This is a genomic window from Novosphingobium malaysiense, assembly GCF_000802225.1.
Taxonomy (GTDB): Bacteria; Pseudomonadota; Alphaproteobacteria; order Sphingomonadales; family Sphingomonadaceae; genus Novosphingobium; species Novosphingobium malaysiense.
Window position 1 is genome coordinate 254508 of the sequence record NZ_JTDI01000006.1, and the last position, 22402, is coordinate 276909.

Here is a 22402-nt window from a genome sequence, read left to right on the forward strand (position 1 = left end):
TCATGGCCAACGCAATCGAGAAACTGGAAGGCCTCGTCCTGCTGACCGGAGCTTCCAGCGGCATCGGATACGAACTGGCCAAGCTCGCTGCGGCTGACGGGTGCGATCTGATCCTCTGCGCGGATCGTGATCTGGACAAGGCCGAACGCGCCGCCCGCGACGCGGGGGCCTCTTCGGTAGAGGTGGTCGAGGCGGATCTGGCAACGCGCGAAGGTCTGCAGAAGCTGATGGAGGCCTTGGGCGACAGGCAACCCGATGTGCTGATGGCCAACGCCGGGCACGGGCTCGGCAAGGCCTTTCTCGATCAGGAGTGGGCGGACATCGCGCACGTCATCCACACCAACATTACCGGCACGACCTGGCTGATCCATGAGATCGGCCGACGCATGCGGGCGCGCAATGCCGGGCGGATTCTGGTGACGGGATCGATCGCGGGACACATCCCCGGCTCGTTCCAACTCGTGTACAACAGCACCAAGAGCTACGTCGATTACTTCTGCTTCGGCCTGCGCAACGAACTGAAAGACACCGACGTGACGATCACGTGCTTGATGCCGGGGCCGACGGAGACGGAATTCTTCAAGCGCGGCGATCTGGAGGATACCGGCGTCGGCCAGTCCGACAGCAAGGCAGATGCCGCCAAGGTCGCCAGGGACGGATACGAGGCTTTGCTTTCGGGCGATGCCCATACGGTGAGCGGCTTCATGAACAAGGTGCAGGACGCCTTTGCCGGCATCATCCCGGACACGATGCTGGCGCAGATGCACCGGAAGATGGCGGAGCCGCAGAGTTAGCTGTCGACCTGTCTGTGGCGACAAAGGCAAGGAGCCTAAGTCATTCACATCGAACATCGCCAAAAGACCGCATTCGCATACCTTCGGGTTGACCGAATTGGTTTACAAATTGCCGGCTTTTCCAAAACCATCGACCAATTGCGCCTCCAGCCGTCAGGTTACATGGTCTGGTGAGCAGATCGCGCGCAGCCATGCGGAATGCAGCGCGGATAGCAGCAGGGTCGGCGTTACTGCTCGCGGCTATGCGGCTGGTCATGCCGTGGGAGAGCAAGACAATCGCTGCGACAAATGACTGGCGCCTGCGCTGACGCTGCTCCTGTAAACAGGTCTCGATCGATCAAGCATCCATGTTTTTGATTTCCCCGACGAATATTCTCATGGGGCTTTGCGTACATTCGGGATACGAGTTCCTGCCGGCGCCGGAAGCGGCGTTGGCGGAGCGGGTGGGATTCGAACCCACGATACGGGGTTACCGTATACACACTTTCCAGGCGTGCGCCTTCGACCACTCGGCCACCGCTCCGCATCGCTGGTGAGCGCAGGCCCCTAGCGTGGCTTGCAGGGTTTCGCAAGCCGTCAGGCCATGGCATTCCCCTGGCCATGAACAAATTTTTCGGGGGCCTCGCGCCCATGCTCATGGCGGCGACCGCCCTGTCCCCAGCCCTGGCGGCCGACGAGACCGAGGCGCTCAGAACCCCGGCCCAGATCGTAGCGGCAGCGCCGCAGACCGACTGGGAGCGCATGGCGCCGGCCAACCTGCTGGTGATGGACCTCGCGCCGGATGCCCAGGGCAAGGCGCGAAGGGTGGTGATCCAGCTGATGCCCGCGCCCTTCTCGCAAGGGTGGGTGGAGAACATCCGCAAGCTCGTCGCCGCGCACTGGTTCGACGGGATCGCGGTCGTGCGCGTGCAGGACGACTACGTCGTGCAATGGGGCGATCCCGAGGGCGAGAATCCGGTCAAGGCCAAGCCACTGCCGGAGGGCCTCGCCGTCATGAGCGAGGCCGATTACGCCGCGCGCGCCAGCGACGCGACCGCGCCGGACCTGCGCGAAAAGGTGAAGGCGCTCGAGAGCCTTTCCCAGATGATGTCGAACGTGAGCGATCTCACGCCTTCCGAAGTGCTGCACGGGCGCGATCCCTATGCACTCGTCACCGGGTTCGAGGCGGGCTGGCCGGTGGCGTCCGACGGCAAGGAACTCTGGCCAACGCATTGCTACGGTTCGGTCGGTGTCGGGCGCAACCTTTCGCCCGACACCGGCACCGGCGCCGAACTCTACGCCGTCATCGGTCATGCGCCGCGCCAGCTGGACCGCAACATCGCCGTCGTCGGACGGGTCATTGCCGGGATGGAGAACCTGTCCTCGCTGCCGCGCGGGAGCGGGGAGATGGGTTTCTACGAAACGGCGGAAGAGCGCACGCCGATACTCTCGGTGCGCATGGGCGACGACGTTCCGGACTTGCCGGCCTACGAATATCTGGCCACGCAGAGCGCCAGCTTCGCCGCCTATCTCGACAAACGCGCCAACCGGAAGGACGCGTTCTACATCCAGCCCGCCGGGGGCGTGGACGTGTGCAACGTGCCCGTGCCGATCCGCGAAGTGAAACCGTGACCCGCGCGATGACCGAGCGCATCGTTCATACCGGCCGCCTGTGGCGCTGGACCGGGGCTTCCGGCAACGGCACCTGGCATTTCATCACTATCGACGGCGAGGCGGGAGAGGCGCTGTCCGGCACCGCGCTGATGCGCAAGCTCGAAGGCAATGCGCGCGGGTTCGGTTCGCTCAAGGTCAAGGCGCGCATCGGCGCCAGCACGTTTGCGACTTCGGTATTTCCCAGCAAGGCCGACGGCGGCTGGCTGCTTCCGGTCAAGCGCGCCATTCGCCGCGACGAGGACCTGGCCGAGGGCGACGAGGTTGAGGTGCTTCTGGAGGTGTAGGCGGCGAAGCGCAGCCCGCTCAGGCGCGAATGGCCTCGGACACCGCTTCGCTGGCGCGCAGCGCGCCGAGAATGCGCGTCAGGTGCGCGAGATCGGCGACTTCGAGATCGACCTCGTAGGTGCCGAAAGGATCGTCGCGCTGCACCATGTTGAGACTGGTGACGTTGGCACGGTTGGACGCGAATATCTGGGTCACTTCCGCCAGCGTGCCGGGACGGTTGTAGAGCACCAGCCGCAACCGGCCGACCGCGCCCGTCGTGCGCTCGCCCCATGACAGGTCGAGCCAGTCGACGTCGATGCCGTTTGCAAGCGTCAGGCAATCGATGGTGTGGACTTCCACCTTCTTGTCCGGACGGCGCAGCCCGACAATGCGGTCGCCGGGCACGGGATGGCAGCACTCGGCAAGCTCGAAGCCCATCCCCGCGGTCAGGCCCTTGATCGAGATGGCCCGTTCGCTGCGGCTCCATTCCGCTTCCTGAGGCAGTTCGGCAGTACTGCCGGGAACCAGCGCCTCCATCACTTCGCGGTCGCTCAGGCGGGCCGAGCCGATCGCGAACATGAGGTCTTCCTCGTCGCGCAGGTCGAGGCGCTTGATGGCGCTGTCGATCGCCTTCTTGCCGATGCGCTGCGGCAGCCGGTCGGTGATCTCGTCGAACAGCTTGGAGCCGATCTCGGCCACTTCCGCCCGCTCCTTGGCGCGCACCGCGCGTCGGATGGCGGCCCGTGCCTTGCCGGTGACGACGAAGCCCAGCCAGGACAATTGCGGTTCGGATACCTCGCTCTTGATGATTTCCACGACGTCGCCGTTGGCGAGCTGGGATCGCAAGGGCACGTGGCGACCGTTGATCTTGGCGCCGACCGCCGCATTGCCCAGGTCGGTATGCACCGCATAGGCAAAGTCGACCGCCGTCGATCCCTTGGGCAACTGGTGCAGCGCGCCCTTGGGGGTGAAGGCGAAGATGCGGTCCTGGTAGATCGCCAGTTTGGTGTGCTCGAGAAGTTCCTCGGCATCGTGGCTGGCATCGACGATCTCGATCAGGTCGCGCAGCCAGCCGACCTGTCCGTCCGGCCGGCTTCCCCCCTGCTTGTAGGCCCAGTGCGCGGCGAGGCCGAACTCGTTGAGGCGGTGCATCTCGCGGGAGCGGATCTGCACTTCCATGCGCATCGAGTTTTCGTAGATCAGCGCGGTGTGGAGCGACTTGTAGCCGTTCGACTTGGGGGTCGAGATGTAGTCCTTGAAGCGGCCCGGAATCATCTGCCAGGTCTGGTGCAGCACGCCCAGGGCCCGGTAGCAGTCGTCCGGCGTCTCGGTCAGGACGCGGAAGGCCATGATGTCGGTGATCTGCTCGAAGGTGACGTGGCGCTCCGCCATCTTCTTCCAGATCGAGTAGGGATGCTTTTCGCGCCCGGTCACCTCGACGTTAACGTCGGCCTCGGCGAGCGCCTGCTTGATGGCGAAGGCAATGGCATCGACCTGCCCGCCTTCCTGGCTGCGGATCTGCGCCAGGCGGCCGGCAATGGTCGCATAGGCTTCCGGCTCGAGCTGCTCGAAGGCGAGAAGCTGCATCTCGCGCATGTATTCGTACATGCCGACGCGCTCGGCCAGGGGCGCGTAGATATCCATGGTCTCGCGCGCGATGCGCTCACGCTTCTCCGGGTTCTTGATGAAGTGGAGCGTGCGCATATTGTGCAGCCGGTCGGCCAGCTTGACGAGCAGGACGCGCAGGTCCTCGCTCATCGCCAGCAGCAGCTTGCGCAGGTTTTCCGCCGCGCGCTCGCTCTCGGTCATGACCTCGATCTTCGAGAGCTTGGTGACGCCGTCGACCAGCCTGGCGACATCGGGCCCGAACAGCTTCTCGATCTCGTCGATCGTCGCCAGCGTGTCTTCGACGGTGTCGTGCAGCAGCGCCGTGATGATCGTCTGTTGGTCCAGCTTGAGCTCGGTCATCAGGCCCGCCACTTCGACCGGGTGACTGAAGTAGGGATCGCCGCTGGCGCGCTTCTGCGTGCCATGCTTCTGGACCGTGTAGACGTAGGCGCGATTCAGCAGGGCCTCGTCGGCCTCTGGCGCGTATTCCTTCACGCGTTCGACGAGTTCGTACTGGCGCAGCATGGCTGCAAGTCATGTCAGGATTTTTTACGCAGCGGCAAGAGGCAAGCGATATACTTGCAATCTTTGCAACCGCCACACCCACCTCCGCACAAACGCGTAGCCTCGCAAAAGAGCTTAACCCCCGCCCCTGTGCGCCGTCCTCTTGCAGGCAGGGGCAAGCAGATATCCCGCCGGGGGGCGGGGCACGCCCCGAACGACGAAACGAACAAGCAGGGGCGTATTGAAATGGGTGCCACAGCCCGTCTGAAAATCGCGGACACGGGAACAATTGCCGGGCCCTTGATGAGCCTGGCCCAGGCTGGCGAACACGAAGCGGCCCAGCACACGCCTCGCCCGCCGCGCCAACGCACGTTGATCCGCGCCGTCATGCGCGCACCGGGAGTTCCCGGGCACGACGTCATCGTGCGCAATGTTTCCGAACGCGGCATGCGCATTCTGTCTCGCGGCATCAGTCCCCATGTGGGTGAACGCCTCGTGATCACCTTGCCCGATGCCATCGCGGCCGATGGGGAAGTCCGCTGGGTCTATGGCGAGGAGTTCGGCATCGAATTGATAACCGATCTCGACCTGCGACGCCTCGGGCTGACCAACCAGCGCCGACACGCCGGCAATACCGGCAGCGTAATCCACTGGCTGGTCGACGAACGCCTGCGCCGCCCGGAACACCAGTCGACCGCGCATCTGCGCTGCTGCTGAAGCGAAAGCAGCTGTTGCGCGGGCGCCGGGGCAGGACCCGATTGCCGGATGACAGCGCTCAGGCGGTATCACGCGCCCCGTCGGGACGCGTTTCGGGTAGCTTCAACAGCACGGGCAACGTTCCCAACGCGACCAGGGCAATCATGATGCCCGGGGCAGCGGGCGCCCCGGACTCCTCGGTCAGCCATTGGGCAAGCCACGGCGTGAGGCCGCCAAACAGAGCCGTCGCCGTGGTCGCTCCGAGCGCAAGGCCGGACAGCCGCCCCTCGGCAGGCACCTGCTCCGCCGTCGCCACGGCTCCCACGGCACTGACTCCACCCGCCAGCATGGCAAGCAGGACCGCCCCGGTCAGCGCGGCTGCGGGCGTGGCGCCCGACAGCATGGAGAACAGGAGATAGGGCAGCGCCGCTGCAAGCAATGCCAGCCCGATCAGCACCGGCCTGCGCCCTACCCTGTCGGACAGCATGCCCACGAAAGGGGTCACCACGATCACCGCTATGCCTGCGACGGTCGCCAGTTGCAGGGCCTGCGCTTCGGTAAGGCTGCCGACGGACGTCAGGAAGACGGGTACATAGGTAATGCCGACGTAGTAGGTGATCGATCCGAGCGCCGATATGGCAAAGCCGCGAAGCACACCGTGGCGATGATGGCGCAGCGTTCGCGCCAGCGGCCGCTCGTGCAGCCGTCCCTCGTCGCGATGCATTTCGAACTCGGGCGATTCGTCCATCGCGGCCCGCACCACCAGGATCGACCCGGCGAGCGCGGCGCCGAAAAAGAACGGGATGCGCCATCCCCAACTGTCGAGCGCGACCGGCGGCAGCAGGCTGACCGTCAGCGCGGCGATGCCGGCGGCAAGCAGACCGCCGATTTCGCTCGTCGCTGCCGCGAGCGAAGTCACGAGTCCCCGCCGCCCGGGCCTTGCGCCCTCGAGCATATAGGCGACCACACCGGTATATTCGCCGCCGACGGCAAAGCCCATCACGCAGCGCAGGAGAAGCAGCAAGGTGCCGGCAAAAGGGCCGATCTGCGCAGTCGTCGGCAGACAGGCCGTGGCCAGCATGGCCGCAGTCATCAGCGCCATGGAAGCGAGCAACGTCGTGCGCCTGCCGTGCCGGTCTCCGAAATGACCGAAAACGACCGCGCCTACCGGCCGCATCAGATAGGCCACGGCAAAACCGGCCAGCGTGGTCAGCACCGCGGCTTCCCCGAGGAAGAAGACGCGGGAAAGCACGGTCGCGAGATAGAGATAGAGGGTGAAGTCGTACCACTCCACCACCGTCGAGAGAGCTGCCAGCGCCAGCGATCGACGGCCGAGCGGACGGATCACGGTCATGCCGCGAGCCTATCGGTGCAGCGCTCCGGCAGCAACCGGAGGTGCGCGGCAAGGCGTTTTCCTACTCGGCGCGAATGTGATGTGATGGGCCCCATGCATGCCCAACGCACGAACCGGCGAATTGATCGCTCCCTTCATCATTGCGAGGGATGGCAAGGTGACACATCACAATTGCAGACGGCGAAAGGTCACACGGCGGACAGCCGGAGCGCCCACAAGGTGACACTCGTGCAAGGCCTCAAGCCCTTGAAAAACAACCTATCAGCCAGACACAGGCCGCAAGATGACACCCGCCTGTCAACCGCACATTCCGCGCGCTTCGTGTCAACCGGAGCGTCACACCGCCCGGCGCCGTCAGCTCCAAGTCGCCTCGGGCGGCAGGCTCATCAGGATCGCGTCGATATTGCCGCCGGTCTTGAGGCCGAACAGCGTTCCCCGGTCGTAGACGAGGTTGAATTCGGCATAACGCCCGCGCCATTCGAGCTGTTGCGCCTTGTCGGCGGGCGTGAAGTCCATGCCCATGCGCCGGCGCACGATGCGCGGGAATGCGGCCAGGAAGGCTTCTCCCACGGCCTTGGTGAAGGCGAAATTGGCCTCCCATTCGGCTTCGTCGGCGCATTCCAGGTGATCGTAGAAGATGCCGCCCACACCGCGATGGACCTGCCGGTGCGGGATGTAGAAATACTCGTCCGCCCACGCCTTGAAGCGCTCGTAGTAGTCGGCGCCGTGCGCATCGCAGGCGGCCTTGAGCTCGGCGTGGAACTCGGCGGTGTCCTCGTCGTAGGGCAGCGGCGGATTGAGATCCGCCCCGCCGCCGAACCACGCCTTGGTGGTGGTAAGGAAGCGGGTGTTCATGTGGACGGCGGGCACATGCGGGTTCGCCATGTGTGCCACCAGGCTGATGCCGGTCGCCGAAAACTGGTTCTGTTCTTCGGAAGCGCCGTTGATCGTCGCGGCGAAATCCCTGGCAAGACCGCCCGCGACGGACGAGATATTGACCCCGACCTTCTCGAACACCTTGCCCTTCATCACCCCGCGGGTGCCGCCGCCGGTCTCGCCTTCCCCGCCTTCGACCGCCGCGCGCTTCCACGGCGTGTACTGGAAAGCCGCATCGGAACCGGCCTCGCGCTCGATCGCCTCGAACTCGGCGCAGATCCTGTCGCGCAGGGTTTGGAACCATTCGCTGGCGCGGGCGGTATAGGGGGTCCAGTCAGTCATCGCGTGCGCTTGCCAAATCGGGCGCGCTGCGGCAAGGGAAAGCCATGGTTCCCTTTTCGTTCCACAATCAGGAAATGCAGCTTGTCTCCGGCGCGCCCGGCAAGGCGAGTGCGCTCTACTGGCCGCGCGAACAGGCGCTGCTGGTGGCGGACCTGCATCTGGAAAAGGGCAGCTACTATGCCCGCACCGGCCAGATGCTCCCGCCCTACGACAGCCGCGAGACGCTGGAACGCCTCGCCTCGGCCGTGCGGATCACCGGCGCGCGGCGCGTCTTCGCGCTGGGAGACAATTTCCACGACAGCCTGGGGCCGGACCGACTCGAGCCGCATGCCGCGGGGATGCTCTCAGCCCTCACCCGCGCGCTCGACTGGGTGTGGATCACCGGCAACCACGATCCCGAACTCGATAAACGTGCGGGCGGAACATGCCTCGAAGACCTCGAGATCGGCGGCATCGTCCTGCGCCACATGGCACAGGCCGGCACAAGGAAGGCAGAAGTTTCCGGTCATTTTCACCCGCGTCTGGTCGTCGAGGCCCGCGGCCGCAGAATTGCGCGGCCCTGCGCGGTGAGGAGCGAGGAACGGCTGATCCTGCCCGCCTTCGGCGCGCTGACGGGAGGGATGAACGCGGCCGATCCGGCCATCCTGTCCGCGCTGCAACCGGCCGGGGCAATCGACGCTCTGGTGCCCACGCAGGACAGGCTTGTTTGCTATCCCCTCTGGCGAAAAGCGGCCTGAGGGGCCATAATGAACAAGTGGCCGGAATTTCGCGGCCGGGGCAAACTTGTGTAAGACGCGCAAAATCCCGCTTTGCGTGGGAGCGCGATTCGCATTAAGGCCCCCGAATCCGAGCCTTAGAAGACGACAACGATTCAGGAGAACGCTTATAGCACCCCCACCCCGGCGTATGATGACGCCACCGGTCAAGAGTGGACCGCGCTACAACCAATTCATCCAAGCCGACAAGGTCCGCGTGATCGACGAGAACGGCGAGAACCTTGGCGTCATGTACACTCGCCAGGCGATCGAAGAAGCTGCCGACGTCGGTCTCGACCTCGTCGAAGTGTCGCCGAACGCAGACCCGCCGGTGTGCAAGTTCCTCGATGTCGGCAAGTACCGGTATGAGGCCCAGAAAAAGGCCAATGCCGCGCGCAAGACGCAAAAGACGCAGGAGATCAAAGAGATCAAGATGCGTCCGAACATCGACGATCACGACTACGAGACCAAGATGCGCAACGTCCATCGCTTCATCGGCGATGGCGATAAGGTGAAGGTCACCCTGCGCTTCCGCGGCCGCGAACTCTCGCACCAGCAGCTCGGCATGAACCTGCTGCGGCGCGTGCAGGAAGACGTAGCCGAGATCGCAAAGGTCGAAGCCTACCCGCGCATGGAAGGTCGCCAGATGCTGATGGTGCTCGCGCCAAAGTAAGCCGCAGAGCCCACTATCCGGCACAGACGAAGGGCGCTCCCTCCGGGAAGCGCCCTTTGTTTGTTCGGGGGGCTTTCGGTTAGGCCAGTTCCTAGGGCGAAGACGGCTCTTCACCCTCGTCGCCGCCGGGCTGGGCGGCGGCAAGCAGCGTGTCCATGTCTGCACCGTTCCAGGCCGGATCACTCTCCAGCCGCTCAAGCATGAGCCGTGCAACTCCGGCAAGGCTGCCGCCATGCGGATTATAGGCGATGGGCCGCAAAGCGATCTTCGCTTCGTCCTGCCGATCAAGCCGGATCAGAGTTGTCGCCAGGGTCATCCGCAGCCCCAGATCGAACGGCGCCAGCTCCGAAGCCCGGATGAGCCCGGCCACGGCCAAATCTGGCGGCTCCTCACCCTGCTCGACGAAGCTCCGGTAGAAATACATCAACGGCAGCGGGTGGTCGTTCTCGCGGTGATTGAGCGCGATGAACGGCGCCCGAGCGCGCCGATATGCCGCAGGCTTGTCGTCGGCTTCGGCCGCCAGGCGGAACAGGGCGTAGCCCTTCTGCACGTATGCGTTGACCTGGGAAGGATCCACGGCCAGCGCCCTGTCCGCCGCCGTGACCGCTTCCTGATCGTCGCCGACGTCGTATTCCGCTTCCGCAAGCTCTGCCAGAACCGCAGGATCGTTGGGATAGCGCGCCGCAACTTCGCGGGCCTCGTCGAGAACTTCCTTTGCTTCCTCGGCATCGACACCGCGCCGGGACCGGATGCGGAGGGGCATGATCGCTGCCTCTCCATCACTCAGATGACGCAGCTGCACGGCGCCGATCTTGAGCAGATCCGGGGGGAGTTTCAGCGCCTGCATCCTGCGGCTATTGAGGTAGTGATCGAGTTCCTTTTCCAACGCGTCGAAATCGCCGAAAGCCTGAAGCCCCGCATCGCGCATGCTGCTGCCGTCACGAAGAAGTTCGAGATAGCGATCCAGTTGCCCGCTGCGGGCCTTCTCGAACGTCAGGTAATGATAGAGCAGCCAGCTCTTGCCATAGAAGGCGTCGTAGCTGCCACTGCTCCGCTTTTCGTATTCCGCGGGATCGAGCAGGTCCGCTACCTTGACGTCGGGCGCGTAGAACAACTCGGCTGCGCGGTGTTGCGCCGGTCGGCCGATCATCATCCCCCCGTCCTTGTCGAAACTGACCGACGCGAAGAATTCGGCCGCCCCTTCCGAAAGCCAACGTGGCATGGCCATGCTGTTCGCCGAAATCAGGAAGTGGTGGGCATACTCGTGCAGCAGCGTGACCATGGAAAAGTCAGCCACGCCATTGCCGGCATCGACCTTGGGCACGATGGCAAGAGACCCGCCCGCCCGCGGAATGTAGAAACCGCCGACGTATCTGTTCCCCTCGCCATAGAGCTGGCGTACCGCCCGCTGATTGCGAACGACGTACACGGTGACCCGATTGGACGGGCTGGGTGTGGCCGTCTTGCGCCGCAACACCAACGCGAGAGCGGCGTGATACCGTTCAAGCTGATCGGAAAACCGGGAAACGTCGCGTTCGCTGTCGTCGGCATAGATCACGAAGTGCTCGCTCGATGCCTGCAGCCAGTCAGCTCGAGCCGCAGACGGCCAGAGCGCGATAGCCATCAAACCCGCAATGAATTTGGCGCGCATGAATTCCCCCTTGCCCCGCGAACGCTAACGTACGCGGAACAGATGGCAATCCATGAAAAAATTGTAACGAGCCAGCTTCCGGGCATGCGGGGCTGACGTGCTCTTCAACCGCCAAGGAGAACACAACGAGGCCGCTCTTCAGGACGTCTCCGCCCACGGATCTCGCCTGGTCCTGTCCCGCCTCAATGCCCGAGGTTGGGAAACGGCGAGCCGGCAGGATACATCGCCCTTATCAAACGCCAGGCAAGACAGAAGTGCAGCGCGGTTCCGATTTGCCCGCTTGCAGAGCCGGCAGGCGGCTGGCTATCCCTGCGGCAGGGGTAGCGTTCATCACGAGCGCTGAAAGGGGATGGAACGGGCATCGGCATGAACGCCAGAACGATCGGGTTTGTCGCCGGACTGGCGATGTTCAGCGCGACGCTGATCTTGCCGGCGCCGGCCGGAATGGCAAGCCAGGCCTGGGTCGTGGCCGGCCTGGTCGCGCTGATGGCGGCCTGGTGGATGACCGAGGCCATCCCGCTGACGGCCACGGCGCTGATGCCGTTCCTGGTGTTGCCCTTTGCCGGGATAATGACGGCAAAGGAGACAGCGTCTTCCTATTACTCCCCTACCCTTTTCCTCATCCTGGGCGGCGCTTTCCTCGCTCTTGCCATCGAGCGCACCGGACTGCATCGGCGGCTCGCGCTCGCTCTCCTCGAAGGCCTGGGATCGTCGGGCGGGGCGTCGCGGCTGCTGTTCGCCTTCATGATGGCCGCCGCGATCCTGTCGATGGCGATTTCGAACACCTCGACCGCGCTGATCATGATGCCGATGGCCGTTGCCGTGATCGAGGCCGGCGGGATCGCCGAGGGCGAACGCAGGGGGCTGGCCGGTGCCCTGCCGATGGGCATTGCCTTCGCGGCTTCGATCGGTGGCCTGGGCACCATCGTCGGCTCTCCCACCAACGCCATTGCCGTGGCGCTTCTGGACACGACCATCGGCGTTCGCGTCAGCTTTGCGCAATGGAGCCTGATCGGCGTGCCGGCGGTGCTGCTGGGGATTCCGCTTGCCACCTGGATCATTTCCCGGACGCAAGCGGTCGCAGCGCATCCATTCGATATCGGCGGGGCGCGAGAGGCAATCCGCGTAACGCCGCGCTGGAGCACACCCGAAAAGCGGCTGGTTCCGCTTGTCGCGGTCGCATTCCTGCTGTGGATGGGAACGCCGCTGCTGGCGCCACTGCTGCCGAAGGGCTCGCTGACCGACGGGACCATCGCCATCGGCGTAAGCATGCTGTTGTTCATGCTGCCTGACGGGACCGGACGCAAGCTGCTGAACTGGGCCGAAGCGAACCGCGCGCCGTGGGACGTGATCATGATGTTCGGTGGCGGACTGGCTCTGGCCGAGGGCATGGGCCGTTCGGGGCTTGCCGATTGGCTGGGTCAATCGCTGTTGCCGCTTTCCGCGGTCCCTTTACCGCTAGTGGCGCTGGCGATCACCGCCATGGTGATCCTCATCACCGAGTTCGCCAGCAATGTCGCCACTGCCAGCGGCATCATGCCGGTCGTCGCCAGCCTTACGGTGGCGCTGGGGGTGGATCCGATCCTGCTGGCGATGCCCGCCGCGCTCGCAGCGAGCTGGGGGTTCATGCTGCCCGCCGGAACCGGGCCGAACGCCATTGCCTGGGCGACGGGCCGGATCGAACTGCCGCGCATGGTTCGCGCCGGGTTCCTGCTCGACGTGACCGGGGCGCCGATGATCGTCGCGGTAGTGTGGGCCATGGCCTCCCTGATGGGCGGCTAGGGCAGGCTAGCCTCGCCATTCCCGGCGTTCCTCGGCCGCACGCAATACCTCGTAGGCGAGTTGGTACGTCTGGAACGCCTTTGCCGCTTCGGCGTCGCCCGGCCGCACATCCGGATGTACCTCCTTGGCCTTGTTGCGCCAAGCCTTGCGCACCTGTTCGAACGTCGCGTCGGCTTCGAGATCGAGCGCTTCCAGCGCACGCAGTTCGTCGCGACTGCGGGTGCCGTCGCCCGAACCGGCCCAGCCGTAGTGCGCGGATTCCTGGTAGCCGGCGGTTTCGGCGCGTTCCTGCGCCTCGCGCTCTGCCGCCGCCTCCTTGTCAAGCCCGGCAAAGTAATCCCATCCAGCGTTGTATTCGGCGGCATGCTTCTGGCAGAAATACCAGCGCTCGGGGCTGTTCGGGCTCTTGGGTGCGGGGCAATCGCCGGGTTCGTTGCAGCCATGGCGATCGCACAGGCGTACCTGCGCTGCCTCGCGCGAACTGCCATACCCACGCCAGCGCGGGAAACCCCAGTCAATAGATCGGCGTGCTCGGCTCATCCGAAGGGCGATACGCTGCGACTCGAAGCCGATGCAAGTCTTGCCAGGCGCGCACCGGAGAGATTCCGGCGCGCGCCCATCAGTTTCAGTCCACCGTCACGGTCACGGCGCGGCGGTTCTGCGCCCAGGCCTGCTCGTTGGAGCCAAGCGCCACCGGGCGTTCCTTGCCGTAGCTGATCGTCGACAACCGCGAGGCATCGACGCCAAGGCTGACCAGATAGTTCTTGGCCGCATTGGCACGCCGTTCACCAAGCGCAAGGTTGTATTCCCGCGTGCCGCGCTCGTCGGCGTGGCCTTCGATCGTGGCGCGCTTGTTCGAATACTGCATGAGCCACTGCGCCTGCCTGGCAAGCGCCTGCTGGTCCTGCGCATCGATATCGTACTTGTCGGTATCGAAGTAGATCGTGTCCGCGCCCATCATCTTGGCGACGAAGTCTGCCTGGCTGCCGGCCACGGGACCGGTCGGCCCGGCTGGCGCCGTCGTCGTGGTGGCCGGACCCGGCTCGGGCGGCAATTCCTTGGGGGCAGTGGTCTTACAGGCGGAGAGCGCTAGCGCACCCGCCAGAAGGAGCATTGTCGCGCCAGTCTTGGAACGTCGGGTCATGATAAGGGAGCAAGGCATGGGCAATCTCCTAAGGTGCACGACCACACATAATGATCGGCGAGGACTGTAGTTCCGTTCAATTGTTGACTTAGTCAACCTGAACCGGTGGCAACGATGAGATCAAAGGGCTCAGGGGCGAACCGGCCCCCATGCGGGGTCGGACGCGCCCACGGGCGTGGGAAGCTTGCGCTCGTTGCGCCCGGTGAGGTCGACTTGCCAGATCGAGGTCACGCCGGAATTCTTCTCGGTGCGGAAGAACTGCACGATACGCCCGTTGGGAGACCACGTCGGCGCTTCGTCCTGCCACGAGTTGGTCAGGTAACGCATGTTGCGTCCATCCGGTGTCATCACGGCGATGCGCAGATTGCCGGCAATATGGGTAAAGGCGATCTGGTCTCCGCGCGGGCTCCATTCCGGCGTGGCCGAACGGCCTCCGAAGAAGCTGATGCGGTGCTGCTGGGATCCGTCCGCATTCATCACGTAGATCTGCTGGGTGCCGGAACGGTCGCTTTCGAAGACGATCTTGCGACCATCCGGAGAAAAGCTGCCACCGATGTCGATACCCGGGCTGTCCGTAAGCTTCTGCGGCTCGCCACCGGACGCAGGGATCTTGTAGATGTCGGTATTGCCGGCGATCGCCATGGAATAGAGGACCCACTTGCCGTCGGGCGACCAGCGCGGCGCGAACGTCGCGTTCCGGCTGCGCACCAGCAACTTCTGCGTGTTCGAATTCAGGTCGTAGACGTAGATGCTCGGCTCTCCATTGAGGTAGGAGAGATAGAGAATCTTCGAATAATCGGGCGAATACCGCGGGGTGAGCGCCGTGGCCTGGCCACTGGTGAGATAGCGCATGTTGGCGCCGTCCGAATCCATGACGGCCAGACGCTTCATACGGTGTCCCTTGGGTCCCGTCTCGGCGATATAGGCGATCCGCGAATCGAAGAACGGGCTCTCGCCGGACAGGCGCGAATAGACCATATCGGCGCACTTGTGCGCGGCGCGGCGCCAGTCGGCAGGGCCGACCTTCCAGCCCGCCTTGGCCAGTTGCTGCTTCAGCGCGACGTCGTAGAGATAGCAGCCTACGGTCAAGTCGCCGCCCGGATTGGCATGGACATAGCCCTGCACCAGCATGTCGGCACTGCGGTAGGACCAGATAGGATAGTTGGGAGCCTGGACTTCATCGAAGCTTGGCTGCGGAAGGCCGGCCGGACCGGAGGGCTTGAACAGACCGTTGTTCTTGAGGTCCGCCGCAACCACGGTCGCGAGCGCGCGCCCCAGAGCCGCGGTCGATCCCGCGTTCGTGCTCGTCGGCACGTCGGCATCGGTCGCGAAGGTGGTGATGGCGATCCCGAGATCCCGCCACTCGCTGTCGTCCGAAACCGTGACCTCGAGCCCCTCCGAAGGCGCCGCCGCCGGTTCGGTCGCCGGCGCGGGATCCTGCGCCAAGGCGGCGCTCGATACGGCCAGAAGCAATCCGAACGCAAAGTGATGAAAGGTCTTCATTGCGATAGCCTTCTGTCAAAGTTGGTCGTCACGACCTTCCAACCCTCATATAGATCCTTGGGCAGATCGAAAGGCGCGGCAAGCTTTACGGCCCGAACGGCCTGTTCCTGGTGGCGCTGGACCTGCGCCTGGTTGGCCGCGGTCTGCCCTGTCGTGCCCAGGACCTGCGGCTCGCCCGCCAGGCTTCCATCGGAGTTGAGACGAAAGCGTACGCGCGTGGTCAGCAGGTCCGCATCGGCACCCTGAGGAGCCTGCCAGTGGGGCTTGAGCTGGCGATTGATGGCCGCGGCCAGGGCCGAACGCTGCTGCGGTCCGATTTCCGCTGCAGGTGCACCCTTTCCGGATTCCGCACTCGCCCCCGGCGCGCCCTCGCCGAAAGCCTGCGCGAAGGAACTGGCCCCGGACTTCCGGGGCGCGGCCGAGCTCTTGCTGGCCGACGAATCGCTTTTCGGACTGGGCCGGGAAATGATGTCGTCGATTGCGCTCGACTTTCGGCTCGAAGACGTCTTCGGCGGCTCCTTGGCGGCAGGCCTGGGGCGCTCGGTCGCCCGCGGCGCGGGTTTCGGCTTGGGCTTCGGTTCCGGTCGCGAAGTGCGCTGCGGCCGTGGCTCCTCGGCAGCGCGAGGTGTCGGCTGCGCAGGTTCGGGCAATGCCGGCGCCGGCTCCGGCAACGGTGCGGCCTCGCCCAGGACCGGGCCGCGATCGGGCGCTGCCTGGCTGTTTGGATCGGGCGATGTCGAGGTCATGCCGTAAAGGTCGCTGATCGTTACTTCGATCCTCGCCGGCGGCTTGACCACGGAGTGCAACGGCGGGCGGATCAGCATCGCAGCCACCACGGCCGCGTGCAAAGCGACCGCAACGACAAGCCCGATGCGTTCTTCCTTCCCGAGGGCGATGGCTGACATCCGCGAAACCTTTATCCAGGTCGCCTTAACCGCCGCTGACGTCGGTCACGAGCGAGATCGACGTGAAGCCGGCGCGATTGAGTTCGCCCATCACGTCCATCACGCGTCCGTATTCGAGCGCCTTGTCGGCCCGAAGCGTCACCAGCGGCATCTTGCCGTCGGGCCCCGGCGATACCGACGCGAGCCTTTCGGGCAATTCGCCGGGTGCCAGCGGCGAGGTTTCATAGAAAATCACGCCGTCGCGGCGCATGCTGATAGTGATCTGCGCCGCTTCTTCGCTCATTGCCTTGGCGCGACTCTCGGGCAGTTCGATCGGCACCGCCGCCTTGAGCAGCGGCGCAGTGACCATGAAAATGATCAGCAGCACCAACATGACGTCGACCAGAGGCGTCACGTTGATTTCCGCCATCGGCGCACGGCTTCTCCCGCCGCGCCGCCCCCCGCCGGACGAGTGGACGCCCATGGCCATCAGCGCGACTCCAACTGGCGCGTCAGCGCGCCGTGCAGCTTGTCGGCAAAGCGCTGCAACCGCGCTTCAAAAGCATTGACGCGGTGAGAAAACCGGTTGTAGGCGATCACGGCCGGGATCGCCGCGAACAGGCCGATCGCCGTAGCGAACAGCGCTTCGGAAATGCCGGGGGCCACGACCGCCAGCGACGAATTCTGCTGCTGGCCGATCTGGAAGAAGCTGTTCATGATACCCCAGACCGTGCCGAACAGGCCCACGAACGGCGCCACGGAGCCGACCGTTGCCAGAAAATTGAGCCGCGTTGCGAGCCGGTCGGCCTCCTCGCCCACTGCTGAGTTCATGGCCATCGCAATGCGCTGGCGCGCGCCTTCGTGATCGATGGTTCTAAGCGAGGCATTGCGGCGCCATTCCGCCAGTCCAGCCCCGGCCACCTTGCCCATCGGGACGTCGCCGCGGCGACGATTCTTCTGGTAGGATTCGAAGTTCTCCGCCTCCCAGAAGCCGTCCTCGTATTCGTTGCACCGGCGCGAGACGCTGCCCATGCGCATCATGAACGTGAAGATGATGGTCCAGACCCAGATGCTGGCCAAGATCAGGCCCAGCATGATCGCCTGCACCACGATATCGGCATCGAGGAACAGCTTGATCGGGTTGAGCCTGCCGGACTCGCCAGCGAAATTCAGGGTCGAAGCGAGCAAATCGAGAGTCATTATTGTCCTTCCGAGCCTCCAGCAAACGAGGCGAAAGCGTCTTGCCAGGCGGCGGGTTGCCGGCGCGGTCGTCCTTCAGGGCCGATGAACCCGACCTTTACAGTGGCCTCGGCCAGACGCACATCGCCGCGCAAAGCAGTTTGATGGAGAGTGCAGGTCACCCGGCCGACTTGTCGGGCGAGGGTCTCCACGTGCACGATATCACCCAGCCGCGCAGGCGAGAGATAGCGGATATTCAATTCGGCGACGGTGTAGAGCCCCGTCCCATCGTCCAGTGCCGCGCGCTGGTCGATACCCAGCAGTTCCACCAGATCGGACCGCGCGCGTTCGAACCAGCGCAGGTAATTGGCGTGATAGACTACCCCTCCCGCGTCGGTGTCCTCGTAGAACACACGCAGGGCATAGCGATGCGTGTCGCCATCGATCATGCCGCGGTCGGGGTGGGGGAAAGCCGTCATGCGGCGGGTTCTGTAACGAGCCTGCGCAGCGCTGCAAAGCCGTAGCCGTAGCCGGACGGCGGCTTCGGCCACGAGTGCGGGCAAATTTCCGGTGGATAGAGCCTGAGCGTCGGTCAGTCGGCGATCATCTGGAAGAATTGACGCCCACCAAAGATGTGAACATGCAGGTGGGGCACTTCCTGATGGCCCGCGCCGCCCATGTTGACCATCAGGCGATAGCCCGGCCCGTCCAATTCGAGCTGACGGGTGACGTTACCCACGGCCCGCATGAACCCCGCAATCTCCGCATCGGACGCCTTGGCAGTGAAATCGTCCCACGAAACGTAGGCAGCCTTGGGAATAACCAGCACGTGGATCGGCGCCTGCGGCCGGATGTCGTTGAACGCCAGAGCGTGTTCGTCTTCGTAGACCTTCTGGCAGGGCAGTTCGCCGCGCAGGATCTTCGCGAAGATGTTGTTATCGTCGTAGGGCAGCTTTGGATCGATGGGCATCGGTCTCTCCTGGGAACGGATCAGGCTTTCGGCCGCGCGGCCTTCTCGGCAATGCCGGACATGCCCTCGCGGCGGTCGAGTTCGCTCAGGACATCCGCCAGAGCCACATCCTTGGCGCCAAGCAGAACCATGAGATGGAACAGCAGATCGGCCGCTTCACCGACCAGCGCCTTGCGGTCTTCGGTAAGCGCGGCAATCACCGTTTCGGTCGCTTCCTCGCCCAGCTTCTGGGCGATCTTGCCCAACCCCTTGGCGTTGAGCCTTGCGACATAGCTGGAATCGGGATCCGCACTGCGGCGGGCAGCGATCGTGGCCTCGAGGCGGGCGAGAGTGTCCGGACTGCTCATGCAGCCGCCATGCGGTGAAGGCTGCACGCGGTCAAGCCGTCAGAGCGCGGCGATCAATCCCGGCCGCGTTTCGAGGACATGTGACGGCCGACGACCACGCCGGCAACACCCAGGCTCAGCAGCAGCAGGCCACTGGGCTCGGGAAGCGGGGTACCGACGGAAGCATGCGCCGGGACTGCCACCGCAAGCGCCGGAATCAGGGCCGGCAGATATTTGAAGAAAGGCACGGGGGACTCCAGTGAGTCGGGAACTTGATTCGCTCCATCTTGCGCATCGACCATGGCGGCAAGCAGCTTTGCGTCGCTGTCCCGTTAAGGAGCACGGGTGAAGCCGAAAGTTTCGGCCCGCCCCGGGCGTCTTTCAGCCGCGCGCCGGCAATCCGGCTGCGCGCAAGGCCGCGTGCGCCTCCGCGATGGAGTGCTTGCCGAAATGGAAGATCGACGCAGCCAGCACCGCACTGGCATGGCCTTGCGTCACACCATCGACCAGGTGATCAAGCGTGCCCACTCCTCCCGAAGCGATCACCGGCACCGAAACGGCATCGGCGATCGTGCGGGTCAATTCCAGATCGTAACCGTTCTGCGTGCCGTCTCCGTCCATCGACGTGACGAGCAATTCACCGGCCCCATAATCCGACAGCTTCACGGCATGATCGAGCGCGTCGATCCCGGTCGCCTTGCGTCCGCCATGGGTGAAGATCTCCCACTTGTCCGGCCCGGTCCGGCGCGCATCGACCGACGCGACGATACATTGCGATCCGAACTTCTCGGCGATGTCGGCCACGACTTCGGGGCGAGACACCGCAGCGGAATTGACCGCGACCTTGTCCGCACCCGCCAGTAGCAGGGCACGCGCATCTTCTACGGTACGCACACCGCCACCGACGGTCAGCGGCATGAAACACACCTCCGCCGTGCGCTGAACAATGTCGAGCAGCGTTCCGCGCGCCTCGTGGCTGGCGGTTATATCGAGGAAACACAGTTCGTCCGCACCGGCCGAGTCATAGGCGCGGGCCTGCTCCACGGGGTCGCCCGCGTCCTTCAGGTCGACGAAGTTCACACCTTTCACCACGCGGCCATTGGCAACATCGAGGCAGGGAATGACGCGGACGCGGACTGTCATGGTTTCACCAGTATCAGGTACAGGCCGCCCGCCAGCATCAGCGCGAACAGCAGAATGTTAAATCCGAGATAGGCCCAGAACCGCTGCGGGTCGATCTCCCGCCGAGCCCGTACCGGGCTGCGCATGCGGCTGAACAGCATCAGGCGGACATTGCCGCTGCGATAGTCGTTCCAGGCCCAGAGCAGCCCCGGCAGCGTCGCCAGTATCAGCAACATACCGACGAGGCCGCTGTCATTCATGACGCACGCTCGGCGATGGCGATGGCGGAAGCGAGATCGAGGCGACCGTCGTAGAGCGCGCGACCGGTGATCACGCCCTCGATACCGTCTTCCGCATGAAGGGCCAGAATGTGAATGTCGTCCAGCCCCTTGACGCCGCCGCTGGCGATCACGGGCAGTTCGGTCTGCCGCGCCAGATCGACGGTAGCCTGCACGTTACAGCCCTTGAGCAGGCCATCGCGGCCGATATCGGTGAACAGCAGGCTGGCGACGCCCGCGTCCTCGAAGCGCCGTGCCATGTCGACGATAGACACGTCCGACACTTCGGCCCAGCCCTCCGTGGCAACCATGCCGTCGCGCGCATCGACGGCCACGACGATACCACCGGGGTACTCGCGGGCCATGTCCTTCACGAACTGCGGATCCTTGAGCGCGGCCGTCCCCATCACCACGCGCGAAACGCCAAGTTCGAACCACCCCTCGACCGCCTCCGGCGTGCGGATCCCGCCGCCAAGCTGGACGTGCCCCGGAAAGACTTCGAGAATGCTCTCGACGGCCTCCCGGTTCTCGGCCTTGCCAGCGAAAGAGCCGTCGAGGTCGACGACGTGAAGGAACTGCGAACCGGCGTCTGCAAAGAGCATGGCTTGCGCTGCAGGGTTGTCGCCATAGACAGTGGCGCGCGCCATGTCGCCCTCGGCAAGCCGCACCACCTGCCCCTGCTTCAAGTCGATGGCGGGAAAAACGATCATATCTTCAAGGCTTCCATTCGAGGAAACGGGACAGCAACGAAAGGCCGTAGACCTGGCTCTTTTCCGGGTGGAACTGCACGCCCACGACATTGTCCTTCGCCACGGCAGCGACAAGTCCGCCGCCGTGGTCGGTCATGGCGGCGACGGTATGGCCGTCATCCGGAGCGAAGTGGTAGGAATGCAGGAAGTAGGCCTCCCCCGGCTCGACCAGGCCGCTGGCGGGATCGTGCACGCCGAGCGCCACGTCGTTCCAGCCCATGTGCGGAATCTTGATGGCGCGATCGGTACGTTCGATCAACTGCACTTCGCCCGCGATCCAGTCGAGGCCCTTCGTGACGCCGTGCTCGAGCCCGCGTGTGGCAAGAAGCTGCATGCCCACGCAGATGCCCAGAAACGGCGCGCCGCCCACGTGCACGCGCTCGGTCATCGCATCGACCATGCCGGCTATGCCCCACAGCCCCTGCGCGCAGGACCGAAAGGATCCCACGCCGGGCAGCACGATGCGGTCGGCAGCGCGCACCACGTCTGGATCGGCCGTGACGGCCACCTTGGATGCCCCGGCCGCCTTGAGCGCGTTGGCAACCGAGTGGAGATTGCCGGCACCGTAGTCGATCAGGGCAAGGACTTCGCCCATTCGCCTTGTCCTTTCTCAGCCGCCAAGCTGCCCCTTGGTCGAAGGGATCGCCCCGCCCTTGCGCGGGTCGCGTTCGACGGCGCTGCGCATCGCGCGCGCAAAGCCCTTGAAGATCCCTTCGCAGATATGGTGGTTGTTGGTCCCGTAAAGCAGTTCGATGTGTAGCGTGATACCCACCGCCTGCGAAATCGAGTGGAACCAGTGTTCGACAAGCTCGGTGTCGAGTTCGCCCAGCTTTTCCTGAGTGAATTCGGCCTTCCACACGAAATAAGGCCGGCCGGAAATGTCCAGCGCAACGCGGGCGAGCGTTTCGTCCATCGGCGAATAGGCCTGGCCGTAGCGGCCAATCCCCGCCTTGTCGCCCAGCGCCTGCGCAATGGCCTGGCCGATGGCGATGGCGCTGTCTTCAGTCGTGTGGTGCTGGTCGACGTGCAGGTCGCCGTTGATCCGGCAGGTCACGTCTATCAGCGAGTGACGCGAAAACTGCTCGATCATGTGATCGAGAAAACCGATGCCGGTCGAGACGTCGAAGGTCCCTGAGCCGTCCAGGTTCACCTCGACGGCAATATCGGTTTCATGGGTTTTGCGGTTGATCGAAGCGGTGCGCATGGAAAGCGCCTATAGACCCGTGGGTGAGGGAATCAATTGTGCGAATTCCGGCGTGGCCCAGCGCGATGCTTGCAATGCTTAGGGTATTTCC

At 64.5% G+C, this 22402-nt stretch carries 26 protein-coding genes and 1 tRNA gene; 7 read left to right on the forward strand and 20 right to left on the reverse strand.

Features of this window, described 5'->3' with window-relative positions:
- Nucleotides 1-2 precede the first annotated feature (2 nt).
- Nucleotides 3-794: an SDR family NAD(P)-dependent oxidoreductase gene (locus LK12_RS18830; RefSeq protein ID WP_039287529.1), complete on the forward strand. Its 792-nt coding sequence runs from the start codon at nt 3-5 to the stop codon at nt 792-794.
- A 432-nt stretch (nt 795-1226) separates the two neighbouring features.
- On the opposite strand, the gene LK12_RS18835 is transcribed toward LK12_RS18830, so the two are convergent.
- Nucleotides 1227-1317 (reverse strand) — tRNA-Ser (locus LK12_RS18835).
- 77 nt (nt 1318-1394) lie between these two features.
- Between LK12_RS18835 and LK12_RS18840 the strand changes: the two genes are divergently transcribed.
- Both LK12_RS18840 and LK12_RS18845 read left to right on the forward strand, forming a co-directional pair.
- Nucleotides 1395-2405 (forward strand): peptidylprolyl isomerase, encoded by a 1011-nt coding sequence (locus LK12_RS18840; RefSeq protein WP_039287530.1) that lies wholly within the window; start codon nt 1395-1397, stop codon nt 2403-2405.
- Nucleotides 2402-2731: a DUF1905 domain-containing protein gene (locus LK12_RS18845; RefSeq protein ID WP_231568417.1), complete on the forward strand. Its 330-nt coding sequence runs from the start codon at nt 2402-2404 to the stop codon at nt 2729-2731. Before LK12_RS18840 ends, LK12_RS18845 begins: the two co-directional genes overlap by 4 nt.
- 19 nt (nt 2732-2750) lie before the next feature.
- Here the strand turns inward: LK12_RS18845 and LK12_RS18850 are convergent, their stop codons facing one another.
- Entirely contained in the window at nt 2751-4844 is a 2094-nt protein-coding gene (locus LK12_RS18850; RefSeq protein WP_039287532.1) for a RelA/SpoT family protein, read from the reverse strand.
- Between the two features lie 282 nt (nt 4845-5126).
- On the opposite strand from LK12_RS18850, the gene LK12_RS24985 reads away from it, so the two are divergent.
- The gene (locus LK12_RS24985; protein WP_052223608.1) at nt 5127-5540 is read left to right on the forward strand and encodes a PilZ domain-containing protein; all 414 of its coding nucleotides are present in this window, start codon (nt 5127-5129) and stop codon (nt 5538-5540) included.
- 58 nt (nt 5541-5598) lie between these two features.
- Here LK12_RS24985 and LK12_RS18860 read toward each other — a convergent pair whose 3' ends face one another.
- Both LK12_RS18860 and hemF read right to left on the reverse strand, forming a co-directional pair.
- Nucleotides 5599-6873 carry an MFS transporter gene (locus tag LK12_RS18860; RefSeq protein WP_039287534.1) on the reverse strand — a complete coding sequence of 425 codons (1275 nt, stop codon included), beginning with the start codon at nt 6871-6873 and terminating at the stop codon, nt 5599-5601.
- A 354-nt stretch (nt 6874-7227) separates the two neighbouring features.
- Nucleotides 7228-8091 carry an oxygen-dependent coproporphyrinogen oxidase gene (gene hemF, locus LK12_RS18865; RefSeq protein WP_039287535.1) on the reverse strand — a complete coding sequence of 288 codons (864 nt, stop codon included), beginning with the start codon at nt 8089-8091 and terminating at the stop codon, nt 7228-7230.
- Nucleotides 8092-8135: 44 nt separating this feature from the next.
- Between hemF and pdeM the strand changes: the two genes are divergently transcribed.
- Nucleotides 8136-8828 (forward strand): ligase-associated DNA damage response endonuclease PdeM, encoded by a 693-nt coding sequence (gene pdeM / locus LK12_RS18870; RefSeq protein WP_039287540.1) that lies wholly within the window; start codon nt 8136-8138, stop codon nt 8826-8828.
- Nucleotides 8829-8997: 169 nt separating this feature from the next.
- Nucleotides 8998-9519, forward strand: a complete 522-nt coding sequence (infC, locus tag LK12_RS18875) for a translation initiation factor IF-3 (protein ID WP_039287543.1) — start codon at nt 8998-9000, stop codon at nt 9517-9519.
- Nucleotides 9520-9610: 91 nt separating this feature from the next.
- Here the strand turns inward: infC and LK12_RS18880 are convergent, their stop codons facing one another.
- Entirely contained in the window at nt 9611-11143 is a 1533-nt protein-coding gene (locus LK12_RS18880; RefSeq protein ID WP_156135558.1) for a DUF1570 domain-containing protein, read from the reverse strand.
- A gap of 393 nt (nt 11144-11536) precedes the next feature.
- Here LK12_RS18880 and LK12_RS18885 point away from each other — a divergent pair, with 393 nt between their 5' ends.
- Nucleotides 11537-12952, forward strand: a complete 1416-nt coding sequence (locus LK12_RS18885; protein WP_039287550.1) for an SLC13 family permease — start codon at nt 11537-11539, stop codon at nt 12950-12952.
- A gap of 6 nt (nt 12953-12958) precedes the next feature.
- Here LK12_RS18885 and LK12_RS18890 read toward each other — a convergent pair whose 3' ends face one another.
- The 15 genes from LK12_RS18890 to hisB form a co-directional block, all read right to left on the reverse strand.
- Nucleotides 12959-13492: a J domain-containing protein gene (locus LK12_RS18890; RefSeq protein ID WP_039287552.1), complete on the reverse strand. Its 534-nt coding sequence runs from the start codon at nt 13490-13492 to the stop codon at nt 12959-12961.
- An 85-nt stretch (nt 13493-13577) separates the two neighbouring features.
- Entirely contained in the window at nt 13578-14096 is a 519-nt protein-coding gene (gene pal / locus LK12_RS18895) for a peptidoglycan-associated lipoprotein Pal (protein ID WP_407938173.1), read from the reverse strand.
- Between the two features lie 129 nt (nt 14097-14225).
- Entirely contained in the window at nt 14226-15599 is a 1374-nt protein-coding gene (tolB, locus tag LK12_RS18900; RefSeq protein WP_039287554.1) for a Tol-Pal system beta propeller repeat protein TolB, read from the reverse strand.
- A complete protein-coding gene (locus LK12_RS18905) occupies nt 15596-16504 on the reverse strand; it encodes a hypothetical protein (RefSeq protein ID WP_039287556.1) in 909 nt (302 codons plus the stop codon). Before LK12_RS18905 ends, tolB begins: the two co-directional genes overlap by 4 nt.
- 25 nt (nt 16505-16529) lie before the next feature.
- Entirely contained in the window at nt 16530-16973 is a 444-nt protein-coding gene (locus tag LK12_RS18910) for an ExbD/TolR family protein (protein ID WP_039287560.1), read from the reverse strand.
- Nucleotides 16973-17683, reverse strand: a complete 711-nt coding sequence (gene tolQ, locus LK12_RS18915) for a protein TolQ (RefSeq protein WP_039287563.1) — start codon at nt 17681-17683, stop codon at nt 16973-16975. Before tolQ ends, LK12_RS18910 begins: the two co-directional genes overlap by 1 nt.
- On the reverse strand, nt 17683-18141 hold the full coding sequence (locus LK12_RS18920) for a YbgC/FadM family acyl-CoA thioesterase (RefSeq protein WP_039287566.1): 459 nt from the start codon (nt 18139-18141) through the stop codon (nt 17683-17685). Before LK12_RS18920 ends, tolQ begins: the two co-directional genes overlap by 1 nt.
- Nucleotides 18142-18254: 113 nt before the next feature.
- Nucleotides 18255-18632, reverse strand: coding sequence for a histidine triad nucleotide-binding protein (locus LK12_RS18925; protein ID WP_039287568.1), 378 nt, complete (start codon nt 18630-18632; stop codon nt 18255-18257).
- A 20-nt stretch (nt 18633-18652) separates the two neighbouring features.
- Entirely contained in the window at nt 18653-18979 is a 327-nt protein-coding gene (locus LK12_RS18930) for a phosphoribosyl-ATP diphosphatase (protein WP_039287571.1), read from the reverse strand.
- A 53-nt stretch (nt 18980-19032) separates the two neighbouring features.
- The gene (locus LK12_RS18935) at nt 19033-19206 is read right to left on the reverse strand and encodes a PEP-CTERM sorting domain-containing protein (protein WP_039287872.1); all 174 of its coding nucleotides are present in this window, start codon (nt 19204-19206) and stop codon (nt 19033-19035) included.
- 133 nt (nt 19207-19339) lie between these two features.
- On the reverse strand, nt 19340-20101 hold the full coding sequence (gene hisF, locus LK12_RS18940) for an imidazole glycerol phosphate synthase subunit HisF (RefSeq protein ID WP_039287574.1): 762 nt from the start codon (nt 20099-20101) through the stop codon (nt 19340-19342).
- Complete coding sequence (locus LK12_RS18945) at nt 20098-20340, reverse strand: DUF2542 family protein (RefSeq protein ID WP_039287577.1); 243 nt, start codon at nt 20338-20340, stop codon at nt 20098-20100. The genes hisF and LK12_RS18945 overlap by 4 nt, the downstream gene beginning before the upstream one ends.
- Nucleotides 20337-21068, reverse strand: coding sequence for a 1-(5-phosphoribosyl)-5-[(5-phosphoribosylamino)methylideneamino]imidazole-4-carboxamide isomerase (gene hisA / locus LK12_RS18950; RefSeq protein WP_039287578.1), 732 nt, complete (start codon nt 21066-21068; stop codon nt 20337-20339). Before hisA ends, LK12_RS18945 begins: the two co-directional genes overlap by 4 nt.
- A gap of 4 nt (nt 21069-21072) precedes the next feature.
- Nucleotides 21073-21702, reverse strand: coding sequence for an imidazole glycerol phosphate synthase subunit HisH (gene hisH, locus LK12_RS18955; protein ID WP_039287580.1), 630 nt, complete (start codon nt 21700-21702; stop codon nt 21073-21075).
- Nucleotides 21703-21717: 15 nt separating this feature from the next.
- Nucleotides 21718-22311: an imidazoleglycerol-phosphate dehydratase HisB gene (gene hisB, locus LK12_RS18960; RefSeq protein ID WP_039287583.1), complete on the reverse strand. Its 594-nt coding sequence runs from the start codon at nt 22309-22311 to the stop codon at nt 21718-21720.
- Nucleotides 22312-22402: the final 91 nt, after the last annotated feature.